This window comes from Alteromonas sp. ASW11-130, assembly GCF_026183735.1.
Taxonomy (GTDB): Bacteria; Pseudomonadota; Gammaproteobacteria; order Enterobacterales; family Alteromonadaceae; genus Alteromonas.
On the sequence record NZ_JAPFRE010000015.1, the window covers coordinates 400,588 to 414,057 of the forward strand.

The 13,470-nt window shown below is 44.9% G+C and carries 13 protein-coding genes; 7 read left to right on the forward strand and 6 right to left on the reverse strand.

The genetic code is table 11. The features are described 5' to 3' along the window. Positions 1–81: 81 nt before the first annotated feature. Together OPS28_RS04860 and OPS28_RS04865 are read right to left on the reverse strand one after the other, a co-directional pair. Positions 82–465 carry a CopL family metal-binding regulatory protein gene (locus tag OPS28_RS04860; RefSeq protein ID WP_265608316.1) on the reverse strand — a complete coding sequence of 128 codons (384 nt, stop codon included), beginning with the start codon at positions 463–465 and terminating at the stop codon, positions 82–84. 247 nt (positions 466–712) lie between these two features. Next, positions 713–2,851 carry a TonB-dependent siderophore receptor gene (locus OPS28_RS04865; RefSeq protein ID WP_265608317.1) on the reverse strand — a complete coding sequence of 713 codons (2,139 nt, stop codon included), beginning with the start codon at positions 2,849–2,851 and terminating at the stop codon, positions 713–715. 534 nt (positions 2,852–3,385) lie between these two features. Here OPS28_RS04865 and OPS28_RS04870 point away from each other — a divergent pair. Beyond that, entirely contained in the window at positions 3,386–4,195 is an 810-nt protein-coding gene (locus OPS28_RS04870; RefSeq protein WP_265608318.1) for a ferredoxin--NADP reductase, read from the forward strand. 117 nt (positions 4,196–4,312) lie between these two features. On the opposite strand, the gene OPS28_RS04875 is transcribed toward OPS28_RS04870, so the two are convergent. Then, positions 4,313–4,651 carry a hypothetical protein gene (locus OPS28_RS04875; RefSeq protein ID WP_265608319.1) on the reverse strand — a complete coding sequence of 113 codons (339 nt, stop codon included), beginning with the start codon at positions 4,649–4,651 and terminating at the stop codon, positions 4,313–4,315. Between the two features lie 224 nt (positions 4,652–4,875). On the opposite strand from OPS28_RS04875, the gene OPS28_RS04880 reads away from it, so the two are divergent. From OPS28_RS04880 to hisG, 5 genes are read left to right on the forward strand one after another with little or no spacing between them, the layout of a single operon-like run. Next, positions 4,876–6,225: a hypothetical protein gene (locus tag OPS28_RS04880; RefSeq protein ID WP_265608320.1), complete on the forward strand. Its 1,350-nt coding sequence runs from the start codon at positions 4,876–4,878 to the stop codon at positions 6,223–6,225. Further along, positions 6,222–7,256: a phosphoribosylaminoimidazolesuccinocarboxamide synthase gene (locus OPS28_RS04885; protein ID WP_265608321.1), complete on the forward strand. Its 1,035-nt coding sequence runs from the start codon at positions 6,222–6,224 to the stop codon at positions 7,254–7,256. The genes OPS28_RS04880 and OPS28_RS04885 overlap by 4 nt, the downstream gene beginning before the upstream one ends. 7 nt (positions 7,257–7,263) lie before the next feature. After that, complete coding sequence (locus tag OPS28_RS04890; RefSeq protein WP_265608322.1) at positions 7,264–7,584, forward strand: hypothetical protein; 321 nt, start codon at positions 7,264–7,266, stop codon at positions 7,582–7,584. A 26-nt stretch (positions 7,585–7,610) separates the two neighbouring features. Then, positions 7,611–8,195: a hypothetical protein gene (locus tag OPS28_RS04895; RefSeq protein WP_265608323.1), complete on the forward strand. Its 585-nt coding sequence runs from the start codon at positions 7,611–7,613 to the stop codon at positions 8,193–8,195. A 1-nt stretch (position 8,196) separates the two neighbouring features. Continuing rightward, positions 8,197–8,913: an ATP phosphoribosyltransferase gene (gene hisG / locus OPS28_RS04900; protein ID WP_265608324.1), complete on the forward strand. Its 717-nt coding sequence runs from the start codon at positions 8,197–8,199 to the stop codon at positions 8,911–8,913. 397 nt (positions 8,914–9,310) lie between these two features. Here the strand turns inward: hisG and OPS28_RS04905 are convergent, their stop codons facing one another. Continuing rightward, complete coding sequence (locus OPS28_RS04905; RefSeq protein WP_265608325.1) at positions 9,311–9,781, reverse strand: host attachment protein; 471 nt, start codon at positions 9,779–9,781, stop codon at positions 9,311–9,313. Positions 9,782–10,073: 292 nt separating this feature from the next. Between OPS28_RS04905 and OPS28_RS04910 the strand changes: the two genes are divergently transcribed. Beyond that, positions 10,074–10,214 carry a hypothetical protein gene (locus OPS28_RS04910; protein ID WP_265608326.1) on the forward strand — a complete coding sequence of 47 codons (141 nt, stop codon included), beginning with the start codon at positions 10,074–10,076 and terminating at the stop codon, positions 10,212–10,214. Between the two features lie 577 nt (positions 10,215–10,791). On the opposite strand, the gene OPS28_RS04915 is transcribed toward OPS28_RS04910, so the two are convergent. Together OPS28_RS04915 and OPS28_RS04920 are read right to left on the reverse strand one after the other, a co-directional pair. After that, positions 10,792–11,769 (reverse strand): THxN family PEP-CTERM protein, encoded by a 978-nt coding sequence (locus OPS28_RS04915; protein ID WP_265608327.1) that lies wholly within the window; start codon positions 11,767–11,769, stop codon positions 10,792–10,794. Between the two features lie 420 nt (positions 11,770–12,189). Next, positions 12,190–13,182: a THxN family PEP-CTERM protein gene (locus OPS28_RS04920; protein ID WP_265608328.1), complete on the reverse strand. Its 993-nt coding sequence runs from the start codon at positions 13,180–13,182 to the stop codon at positions 12,190–12,192. Positions 13,183–13,470 lie beyond the last annotated feature (288 nt).

Here is a 13,470-nt window from a genome sequence, read left to right on the forward strand (position 1 = left end):
GTAAATGCGACTGCTAACACATTGCCTTCAATTAAATTCAGCCTGAACAGACAGTCCGGACGTTTCGCTTCGATTTTTAATTTAGGCTATGGGCGGTCGAAACAGGGATGAGGAAGATTTACGCACCATACCGCTTACGTTAATAAAACGTTCGGCAATGGATTGTTCTTCTGTAATGGAAAGCGAATGAACGATGTAAACTGACACGCTTGCACATGCCTGGGGCATACAATCGCACTCGTCCTGACAACAGTCATCCGAAGATGGGTGAGCTTTTAAGTGATGATGGTTTTCGCAGGAATGATGATCGGTAGAATCAGGCATTTTGTCATGTTGCATCTGCGTGGTCGACATGTCACTCTGCATGGCATGGACAGGCAGCGTCGGGAAGGCAGAAGCCACCATGGTTTGTAACCCCAACGTTATTAACACCAGCAATGTAAACAAACGACGAGTTGTATTCATGACTGCCCTGAAAAATAGACTCAATTAGTATAACCGGATTAGATACCTATGCAACCTCCGCTGTACTCATTCAACTTTGAGAAGGTTTACCCGCACAAATCTGTTCGAGATGGGTGCATTATCGGATACATTGGGGAGGTTAAGCTTGGAAGTTGACAGCGCTGTTTAAACGAACAAATTGGCCAATAGAATTGCAACACACCCAGCGAGCGTCGGCGGGTGTGTTAACGGACTAACTATAATAGGATTAGAAGTCCCAGCGAAGCGTTACGCTGTAATCTGTAGGCGAACCAGCGAAGGTTTGCTCTGACCGCACCGAGCCCAGATACGTTTCATCTAAAATATTATCAACATTTACATGTAGCGATAACTGTTGATTGAAGGTGTAACTCGCGTATCCGCCCACTAACCCATAGCTATCTTGGGTAATTCTACCGAAACCTGTTGTTTCAGAATACACCTCGCTCTGCCAGCGAACAGAAACGCCTGCATTTAACTTTTCATTCCATTGCGGTGCGTAGTCGGCAAGCAGTTTAAATGTCCTGCGAGGGATATGAGTCCGCGCCTCACTACCATTTTCACCACGCATATTTAGCACAGTAAGCCCGCCTATTAGTGACCATTCATCATTGAGTGGTCCCGATACTTCAACTTCGAAGCCGTTTGAAGCAACGGTTATCCCTTGATACAGTGCGTAAGTGAAGTCATCAGAATAGTCTTCGTCATCTACGCCATCACCGTCATCATAACCTAGAAATTCGTATAGGTTTTCCTGTTCCGTTCTAAACAATGCAAGGCTTATTAAAAAGTTATTTTCAAAACGTGACTTCACTCCCGCTTCATAGCTACGACCATAGGCTGAACCTAATGGCTCAATATCTTCGTTTAAGTAGTACTGGGGCTGATAGATATCACTGTAGCTTGCGTAAAAATTAACATTGTCGATCGCTTCCCAGGTAAAACCAAGGTACGGGCTGGTACCGTCCTCAGTGGTTGAGGTAGACGCGCCCCAAGCTTCCCCTTCGTTGTCATAATCAATAAAACTGCCACCCAATACCAGGTCAAGCCTATCGGATACGGACAGTTGCATTGCAGTGTAATAACGGTTTAATTTAATATCTGCAAACCCAGCTTCAGTGGGCGCCGCCCATTCTGGTCGACTCACTTCGTTACCTGTCCAACCAGCAAAAGCGGGCATCACGTCAAAGCCACTCATTGCCGCGGAATCAAGATCGCTGGTCTGCGCATCAGCCAGGCTTACCCCTACAATAAAAGTATGCTCTCTGCCCCAGGTATTGAAATTTCCCTGAAGGGTGTTATCCCAAATTAGCGTATCATCTTTTGCTGAAAACTTACCTGGGTAGCCTAGTAAGCCTAAACCCGTTTGCCGATCGAGCCCCGTATTCCAATAGGTGTAAAATAGTTCGGACTGTTCTTCATAATTGATATGGTTTAATTTACTGGTGAAATTGAGGTCATCATTAATAAACCAGCTAACTTCAGCGAACGCATTGCGATTTAGCGTGTCCCAGTACGTCCAGTTCATTGCAGTGGTAGTCGATGCAGGAAAATCCGCCTGGGTCCCATCAGAATAAATTTGCGGTACCGCGCCCCAGGTATTGCCTTCAGCATTGTTGTCGTGAAACGAATAGCCTACCGTGACCGTGACCGTGTCGCTAATTTGACCGTCCACTACGCCATACACTACGTTTCGATTATTTCCGTAAAGGTTTAACCAGCTTTCTTTATCCTGATGAACCACTACAGCACGCGCCGCCCACGTGCCAGATTCGGTAAGTGGCGTGGATACATCAGCGACAGCGCGCATTTTTGCCCAACGGCCATAAGTTAGATCTACCCTGGCTGCAAAGTCATTCTCTGGCCGCTTGCGTACATAATTGACCGTACCTGACGGGTTACCCAGACCCGTGATCAAACCGTTTGACCCTCTGATAAATTCGACTCTTTCATAAATGGCGGTATCCATATCACCTACAAAAATATCGCCAAACGGCACACCCGATCCGTCTACATGCATGCTAGTGATATCGAAACCGCGTGAGTTAAAATAGGTCCGGTCCGTTTCAGTGCGATCGATATTTATACCTGTGACATGTTCGAACAAACTGTTTATGTCGTCTAATTGATAATTAGCGATTGTGTCATCTTCGACTATAGATACAGACTGGGGGGTCTCATAACTATCTAAACCAAGTCCCGTAGCGCCGGAGCTTAAGCGCTGAATACGGCTTTCAACGATACGAATTACTTCGACATCCTCTTCCTTCACGTTACTAGTACTATTTTGTGTCGTTTTTGATAATTGAGCGTGCACTCCAAACGCCAACATAATGGGCGAAAGCGCAAAAATTTCCTGCAAAGTCATAATATTCTCTAGTGTTCTAGTTATGGGCGCACATTATAAATAACTCAAAGAGTATATCAAATGATAATCATTACTATTTGCATTAAAGATTTTATGCAAATAGTAATACTGGAACAGGCGATACTTATTCCCAAAGTTAAAAATCTAAAAAGTCACAAAGCTACAAAGTTACAAAGTTAATCATTTCTTCATTGAAATTTATAAGTCCTTCATGCGAGCTTGGAGGGAAAAACCGATAGCCATAACCGAGTAGTAAGCAGTCTTACTTGTTGGCGGAACAACCTTTTGGTGATAGTCAGTGCTTTTTTCTGCTTCCTCACTCGGGGAGTAAATTTTAAAAAATTACTCACTTCGAGTTTTCATGATACGCAAACATGAATTGATAATTATTATCATTAGCATTATGTGATATTGTATAGTCGTAGTATTTTTATCTTTTCGACAAGGGTGCATTTTATGAAATGCGCATTTTGAGAGAGTGCGTTTAAAGATGCTCTGTATTAACGCTGATTTTAAACTATGTGGAGTTATGCAATGAGAAACTTGGCCAGTGCTACGGTTACCGAAGTGCATCACTGGAATGACACCTTATTTAGCTTTAAAACCAAACGCGAACCTTCTTTCCGTTTTGAAAGTGGTCAGTTCGTGATGGTTGGGTTGGAGGTGGCGGGTCGCCCATTACTTCGCGCCTATAGTATTGCCAGCGCCAATTATGCAGATGAACTTGAATTCTTTAGTATAAAAGTGCCTGATGGCGCATTAACGTCTCGATTGCAGCATATAACGCCCGGCAGCAGTGTAATGCATTCTGTCAGACCTGCCGGAACGCTGGTTCCAGGTCACTTACTGCCGGGCAAGCATTTGTATCTGCTTGCTACAGGCACTGGCCTTGCTCCGTTTATGAGTATTGTTCGGGATCCACTGATTTACGAACAATATGACAAAATTATTCTGGTTCACTGTACGCGTTGGGTTTCAGAGTTAGCGTATCAGGAAGAGCTGCTCAAACACCTCCCAAATAACCCTTACTTTGGTGAGGAAGTATCGGCAAAGCTGATTTATCATCCCTCCGTGACCCGCGAGGAATACCTGTTCTCTAGTCATCCTGAACGTAACACTCCCCGCCTTCACACCGGTCGAATTACCACACTTTTAGAGTCTGGTGAACTAATTAATGCTACGTGCCAACCAGCTTTAAACCCTGCAACAGCCAGATTTATGCTGTGCGGAAACGATGAAATGTTAAGGGACTTAAGTGAGATGCTTAAATCAAAAGGGTTTACGAAAGCGACCTCAAGAATGCAAGGGCACTTTGTCATTGAACAAGCATTTTTAGAAAAATAGTCGGATAATTAGACCAGAAGGAAGGCCATACATCTTTCTTCTGGTTTCATACCAAACCATAAGCGCGTTAACGCGGAGCTGAATACTTATCTGACACTAACGCGGTCTTATAGTCACTCAGCTGACCCGCCATCTTAATGCCTGTAATAATCTTCCAGTACGTTCCGCAATGGCCTGCTGATAGTCGACGCGTCCCACTATTTCATAGGCTTGGGTTAATAAACAGTTGAGCGATTCAATTTTTTCACGCAACTGAAAACTGTCATCTTCCTCCAACTCTAACAGGATAGCGGCGATGTCGAAGGCACACCCTAGATAAGGAATTGCCTCCGTGTAATGCCCTTCATAAAACAACATTACACCTTGTAATTCATCCCGTTGAAGAAAATGGGTAGCGTGCTGGGGGTTATTATAAATCCAGTCCGCGTGTTTTGCGCACAGATATGATAGCTGCATGGTGTGTCCTCCTGAAAACTACCTTAGAGCAACCCACGCAATAACGCAAACGATAATTATTATCATTTAATACGATACTCTTCTTTACTCAATACTTGTCGGGTCAGTTGAGGAGGCAAGGTACACAGCTGCCACAACATTAAACATGTCGCGGTGAGTGGAAAATCAATGCTGCTTAACTATAATTTTTATACCATAAATATGTGTGATGCCAAGGAGCCTCAATGAAATCATTGGGCAGGCAGTTACCAATAAATATCGAAATGGAAGAACGCGTAGTTGTGCGTCCTCCCACCTGGCGCGAAACGCCTTATGAAATTTCCTACCTATTGGTCGAACGGGAAGTAACGTCTTCGGAACTCGTACAGCTTCTTAAATGGGCAGCTACACAGGGGCTGAAAAACCCGAAAGTTATTACGCCCCACATGGTGCGTTGGTCTTCCCTGCTGCACCCTCGTTTTTATCATGCCGTTTGTAAGGGTAACGCGATGTATCCTCCCCTGTATTGGCACGATCCAGACCTTCCAAATGATTTTACTTCGCTGTCACGCTTATGGTTAGAGTCAACGCAATTTCTGGCGGGAGTTACCTTGTGTGCAGCCATTATTCAGAATCGCTACTCCCGAGGCACGATTGAAAGTAAGCTCGACAAACTTTGGGACGCGGGCCGACTGGCCAATGAAGGCATGATCCCGGCACTTACTTCGCTCAACCTGCATACCGAAATCAACGAACTAGTCCGTAGCCAACAGAGCGACCAATCTAAACTATTCGCGTTGCGCCACTGGTTTAAAGTGATATTAGCCACCCTCGCCCCGCAAACAGGCCAACTAAAAACGATGCGCACAATGCCATTGCCTAGCGAAATTGCAGAACGCTTTGGTTTTGTCAAAGCGCTTCGTCAATCGTTGGGCCACCAACTTCACGCCGTTATTGTTTACGGCTCAAGTGTGTCTAGTACTAACTATGCGGATATCGATGTTTTGCTTATCGTGAAACATTCAGACGAAGTGCTCAAAAAGATGGCAGGTACCTCTCCACGCTGGAACGGCAAAGAACTCAACATGGGCGTTTATTCCATAGAGGAATTCATCACCATGCAGCAGCTCTCAGGGGACAATTTGCTTGATTATGGCATCTGTATTTGGGGAGAAGCACCTGTTGTACATAAACCTCAGGCGCAATTGTTAGCCCGTAACTTTAGTTTTGGTGCCATTCGCCAACGCCAGCAACTGGGTATGCTAGCCCGCCAGTTTAGCGCCACCCGTCTACCGCTGGAAGATCGCACTAATCTTCATCAATATTTCGTAAAAATTCCCGCCAATGTGGCTAAAGGTACCCTTGGGGCAACAAATCAAAGGCTATCCAAAGACCAAATCAATCATTGGCTCGTTTCCCAGACAGACTTCGACATGTATCGAGCGCAGGATGAGGCTCGCAAAGGTGACATACAGGGTGCACTAGCGTCGTCCTCACTGGCTACAGGCAAGGTGCTCAGTGCACTTAATCAGCTTATGTCCGTTGCAACCGCGCGAAAAAACAGGGAATCACCAACCTTTAGGACAGAACCATGACCATCGCCAAACAACCTATTTCACTGAGACCTGAAGTAGACTATTTACTGGGCACCTGCGCAGAATTTGGGCTAGACGTGGATTTTATAAAACAGGATAAACCCTCCGGTATAATAGAACTGCTCGGTCCCAGCGACGAATCACTCATTGTTGATCCAACAAAAAGTGATTCGAATATGTTTAGTCAGCTCCTAGCTCAGCTACGCATCGATTTCAAATCACTCCCATTACTGGTTCTGGGAGACAGCAAAGAGATAAGGTTGCTCACCCCCAAAATCGCCTTAGCCAGGTTACTTCCCACTGTTTATTCCTACACGTTCAATCGATACGGTACTATTCCTGAAACCGATACTATCAGAGCTAAATTTTCAGCTCAGGTATTTCGCCATATGGCCTTATCTCCCGGTGCCAGGCACATCAGTACAGCATTTTTAGGCTTACTTCACGACGATAAGGGCCCGCTGCTGGCAGAACAAGTAGTACAGACCTGCAATTTGGAAGTCAGAGTAAAACGTTATCACATTGGCTCTCCGTTACATCGCTACAAGTACATGGAAAAGCACAACACCGCTTTTGGTAAGCCACCACTGCAACGCTGGAGGCGCTTTGATAACCCTCTCGTCTGTTTTGATTGGCGGCATCCGTTAAAAGATGAAAAAGGTAATCGACTAGCAGATGAGCCTCTTCCAGACGATTACGCAGCAATGTGGATTGAAGACGTCAATAAAGCAAAAGCCGTCGCCAGGGACGCTTTTTTATGGCTCGAGGAACGATTCGAAAAAGCAGGCTTACGCCTTGTTGATATTTGCTTTTTTATTGACCGCAGTGGCTCGGTGCTATTTGGCGAAATAAGCCCAGACTGCATGCGAGTACGAGATGGCTCATCAGCAAATGCGCAAGCATTAGATAAAGACGTATGGCGCTCAGGTGGTAGCGCTGAAGAAGTAGTTATCCGTTATCAACAACTTTACGATTTAGTGTTTGGTTCTCAGTGTATCGAGGATCCCCGTCAGCCCATTCCTATTCAATAAGGAGAATATGATGGAAACAAGAAGCAAACCAACCTCAGTAAAAAACAAACGGCTGAAAATTTCCCCCGCCGGTATGATCACTTTACCCGTAGCTGCTCGAAAGTCCCTTAGGATGGAGAAGGGAAAGGGCTCACAGGTATCAGTAGCGGTGAAAGACCGCGCAGTAGAGTTAGCCCAAACCAACGCTTCTGGAGGTTTTCGTGTCTCACCTAAGGGACAGCTAGAGCTATTAGGCGACGCTAAAGAAGTACTCCAATCAGGCGAAGCTCAGCACTTCTGGGTTGAGCTAAATGATGAGCGAGGAAATGTTGTACTACATCCGTATTAGTCATAACGCACGTTAAAGCAGTATTTATGATGAAAGTATTCGCATTAGATGGGCATGATGGGGCTGGAAAAACTTCACTTGCCCAGGCACTTGCTAAACAGGTGGGTGGCGTCTACGCTCGACCCTTCGGGGGAGAAACTGGCGCCCGCTTACTTTCTGCGGGTAATGATAAACGGGTGGATGAATTAGTAACCATTGGCCGCGACGCGATTTTAAAGGCTATTCGTCCCCACATAAAAGATTCAACCCCCGTGATACTTGATCGGGGCTGGGTCACAGTGGCGTCATTTGTCGCAGATAAACCTGCGTTTTTTAAACAGTGGACATTGTGGTGCCCGACCACATTATGTTGGATAGACTTGAATACAACGCTGAAGCGACTGCATACGCGACTACACAGTAACAGCCCACAATACCAGGATGAACAAGCAGAAAAGCTATGTTGGCACCGGCATTATCTAGCCATCTATTTTGAATTAGCTGAACGCTTTAACCTTCCTGTTCTACGCACTGATCAACACGCGTTCCAACCCTGCTTAGACAAATTGGTGGAACAGTTTACTCAGCATGACTGGTCAGCCTTACCTACAATACTTAATGAAGGACAATAATGTGGAACCGGACCCCCACCTGCGCATTGCCATTCAAAAATCAGGCAGGCTAAGCGACGTATGCCAACATCTCTTGTGGAAAGCGGGTATCAATCTTTTATTCTCTGAACGAACGTTAGTGGTTACTTCGAGCAATCACCCCATCGATGTAGTTAGGGTGCGAAATAGTGATATACCTTCATTAGTAATGGAGGGCAATGTTGATATTGGTGTCACTGGCGAGAATATGCTCTGTGAAAAACGCCTGCAACGTTTAGAACGTAACCAAAAAGCTGGCTATACCACACTTGGCTATTTGGGATTCGGCCAATGTCGCTTATCGATCGCCGTACCCACTAACTTTGCCTTTACCGATTTGTCGTGTTTACAAGGGTGTCGGATAGCGACCAGTTACCCAATGCTACTCAAACAGTATTTACACTTGCACGATGTTCACGCTGACATCGTCCCATTAACTGGGTCGGTCGAGGTGGCGCCTTCAATTGGTATGGCCGATGCAATTTGTGATTTAGTTTCGACAGGCGCCACCCTCACCTCCAACCATTTAGTGGAAGTTGCCCAGGTGATGCGCTCGCAGGTATTGATGATTAAGCATTTAGGGAAGCTTAGTGACCGTAATGCTCACACTCTCTCTGCTATACTCAAGCGGCTGAATGGCATATCTGGGCAGGCGGTCACCTCACCCGACCACGCTCATCACCTCCCTGGCTCAGCGTAAAAGAAGTGCGTCCTCAATAGTTGGTGCTACTAACATTTCATGCTTTAGTCCCATGTCGCAGCAGACTATGGCTAAATAGTAAAAACGTTACGTCTTTTATCCTAGGCTGGCGTTACTGCAATGATAGTAACCGACAGAATAATATCGATGCAGGTAACTTATGTGACTGAAAAATGAAAATTAGTCGTCGCGTCTATATGACGCCTTCGAATCTATTCGCTTTTTCGGCGCATTGGTCAAGGCAGAGCGTGCTGTGAACTCCAATGGTGTACATAAATGGGATTTACGAGCCGCCCCATCTTGTTAAATTGCAGAAGGTTGTAGCGTATAAAGTAGGGGGATTACTTTAATAGACGTAAGCTCGTAAACGAGCGAACGTCTATGCAAATGGAAATTGTTAATGGGGGCGAGAGGTGGCCATTGGGTTTTCGGCTTCTTTTATATAATTTAGCCACGTTGATTCATCGGAATTAACTACATCTTTAGTAACCGTAGTACCCACAATTTTTTCCAGCTGGCTATTCATCTTTTTACGCATTTTGCCTAAAAAGGCTGGCTCAGCGATGAAATCGATATGATATATTTTTTCCGAACACCGCTTTTTATCCAGCCATTCAACAACCGAAGCTGAAAATTCGTCAGCTTCATGTTCCGCCGCATCTTTTCGACTCATTGTATCTACGCCAGGTACTAACGCACTCGGGGATGAAATAGAGCCCGGCCTGTCGGTTACTATATCACTGTCCGATTTCCGCCCGTCACGATTATTTAATACAGTCACTGGCTCCAGTTCGGTGGCATTATTACGAACTTGAAATATCTTTGCTTCACTTCGATTTGCAACCACTAGATACGATTTACCGATCATATAGACTCCTTTTCGTTTACATTTTTTATAAGTGTAGCCTACGGTTTCATTTCAGCCAGTACGCAATTTAGTGTTAACCAAACTTCATATGCCCCAGAAGGTTTTTACAGAAAATTTGCATACACATTCAATTTATTTAACAAAAAATATGACCTACCTTTATTTCCGCTTACCCGTGCTTACAGTATTTTTTATTTATCTTGCGAATAGAGGTGTCGATTTTCAGTAGTGGCCCTTGTCACTTGTCACTTGTCACTTGTCGCCTATACCGCAACCAAAATCAGGACACACTATGAAATTTTTGACTTTCTGCCGAGCGGCAGCTTTCTCCTTTGCCACCAGCACTAACACGTCTGCGTTTGGCGAACCTCCCACTTTTGTGCATCTATCTGAGTTGAGTTGGCAGGATATCGCAGTTATCTCTACTCTATAAGTATACTAACGTAACAATCATGCGCGGGGCGGGCGATTATCCCCACCTCGCCTGACTCCTTTATATCAGCTCTCAGCAATATCTTTATGTCGTTCACACCAATCTATGTGCGCCTATCTTTCGTGAACTAATCCGCGACTTTTCTATAGTTGTATGAAAGATAGTTAGGCCAGCCTGACAGCCCTCCTCTTTAGGCGTCATTACAAAGGGTAAAGATACACAGGCGAATAGAACAACCAATCTTTGGAAAAAAGTATATACGAGTGCGTTACATAATAAACCTGCTTTGCTAAACGCTTTCAGTTTTTACTAAGCTAGTCTGGCGGAGGTTGCGGGGAGCGAAACACAACGAAGTTGCAGGATGGATACGACACGCCCAGAGAAGTAACGCTCAATAAATCGAAGCATCGTGCCATTGACCCTAAGGCGCAGGCATACCTTTATCAGTGGACTTCTTAAAAAAAAGATGCCTGCTCTACTTGGCCCTGGAGCCCGACACTATTACCAAGGGAATTAGTAGGGATGACGAAACGTAAAAAGCCGCCTGACAAGGCGGCTTTTTCATAGCTGACTGAGCTTACTTCGCTTTTCTGCGAGAGAAGCCAGCAAGACTTAATAAGCTTGCAGCGAAGATGGCCAATGTTGATGGTTCTGGCGCATCTATTGCGCGAACTGCAAATTGAGCGTTAAGAATATTGACACCGTTTTCGCGAGTTGCGAAGCCCATGCCGTCAAACGCTACGTCTAAGCCGCTTAAGCGAGTAATTAGTTCGTAGTCTCTGTGGTACAGGCTAGCATCAACACCCGATACTTTGAATTTTACAGAAAAATCAATATAGTCTGCGCCACCACCTATAACGTTCAGTCCGCCTTCACTACCCTCGATACCAACGAGTTCGAATAAGTCAGAACAACCTGATGCATTCACCGACCCTGGGGTACGTGCAGCTGGCCCGAAAGGACAAGAACCGTCTGCATCTAAACCATTATTAGGTGTTTCCCAGAAATCTATCAAGAAGTTTAGCTCTGGCGCATCTACCTGAACACCGATCGGCAATTCTGCGGTAAGACGAATACCATCTTTAATAATTACTTTATCTAGAAACTGCCCTGTAATAGGGAAGTTGTCATGGCGTAATGCTGTAGCTTGCTTGAATGCGTCAGAATAGTCTGCGTCAATTTCTACAGTTTGAACGTTACCCTGCGCTTCACCACCATTGATATCGACAAGGTTACCGTTAGCATCCCACGATTGTGTGGTATTGTTAGTAACTTGTGAATTGATACCCAAACAGCTTTGGTTCCAATTTATCGCATCACCCCAACATAGTGTATCGGGTAAGCCACCAGTTGAAAGAATTGATGGGTTACCGTCTGCGCTATTCCCAGAGAATGTTGGTGTATTAGTAGCGCCAGCTGGCATCTCGGTGGCTTCAAATGAAAGAAAACCTGCTTCATTAATGAATGACCACTCTTGAATAAGCATTGGATCGGCAAAAGATGATGTACTTGCTGAAACTGCAACGGCTGCAGCGATTAACTTGATTGATTTCATACGACTTACTACCTACTAACCTGAAATGTTGTGAATTGAGAGTAACTCCCCTGACTTAGATGTAAGCACTCTCCGTGCCAACTATCTAAGTCACTGTTTAATATAAATTTTATCCTAACTTGATCGATCGGGTCGTACTTAGTTGTAAAAAATGCTGACATCTATTCAATTTTAACGGGCAGTGCTATTGGCAAGATATCTGATAATGATCAGTGGTGAGGATTATTTCATGGGAATGTGGGAGTAGGCCTTATGAGTACCGCCTTTTTTATAGCTTCAGCGCTGACATTACGTTGAGGCAAAGCAAAGAGGAAGCTAGAAATTAACGTCCTGTTCGGGCTGGCAAAAGCGCATGATTTTCTGTCGAACAAATAAAAAGCCGCCCAGGGGGCGGCTTGTGGTTGAGTCATCTAACTCGAATTATTTTCTTACCTTTCTGCGTGAGAAGCCAGCAAGACCTAATAGGCTAGCAGCAAATACAGCTAAGGTTGAAGGTTCTGGTGCGTCAACAGCGCGGATAGCAAATTGCGCATTCAGAATGTTTACGCCATTTTCGCGTGTTGCGAAACCACGGCCATCATCGAACGCAACGTCAAGACCGCTTAGGCGCGTGATTAGCTCGTAGTCTCTATGATACATTGACGCATCTACACCTGTTACTTTGAACTTCACAGAGAAATCGATGTAGTCAGGACCTTGAGCAATAATGTTTAGATCGCCGCCCATGTTGTTATCAAAACCAACAATTTCGAACAAATCTGAACATCCATTCGAGTTTATAGAGTCAGCGGTAAACGCTGCAGGACCGAACGGACAAGAGCCGTCTGCATCTAAACCTTGGTTAGGCGTTTCCCAAAAGTCGACCATAAAGGCTAACTCAGGAGCATCAACAACAGTACCTTCCGGCGTAACAGCTTCTAAGCGCAAACCATCTGTAATGGTAATTGTGTCTAAGAATTGGCCGGTAATCGGGAAATTCTTGTGACGAAGTGCAGTACCTTGTTTAAAGGCACCTGTATAGTCTTCGTCAATCCCCACTGTCATGGCGTTTCCTTGTGGAGCACCACCGTTCAGATCCACCATCACGCCGTCTTCATTCCAGCTTTCGGTCGTGTTGTCTGTTACAGGAGAATTAATAGTTAAACAGCTTTGGTTATTACCACCATTTGCTGGATCACCCCAACAAATGTTGTCGGGAAGCGAACCACCCGATAAAATGGATGCACCGCCATCTGCGCTATCACCCGATAAAGTTGGGGTATTCGTCGCACCTGGAGGCATATCGGTTGCGGTATATGCAGAGAAGCCAGCTTCGTTCGTGAAGGACCACTCTTGAATAACCATTGGATCAGCAAATGCAGAAGTACTTGCAGTTAATGCTGTAGCAACAGCAATCATATTTAATTTTTTCATAGTTTAAGAATTCCTTTTGTGTTCCGAAAAGACAAAGTGTTCTCGTTCTATGTAATGGAAAGCATTAGGCGTGCCACAATAAAAAAAAGTGTTATATATTTGGCGATCTATTTATTTGCTGGGGGATCGGGTGTTGATTTATAAGCAGCAGCGTTGTCAGGCGCGAGCAAGGTTATCAAAGCTATCGGTAAATTCCTCTGGTTTGCTTATAACAATGCTGCTAACACTGACGTATATTTTTTGATAATTGATATAACCAGATATACCTTATATATAAAAATTTCAAAA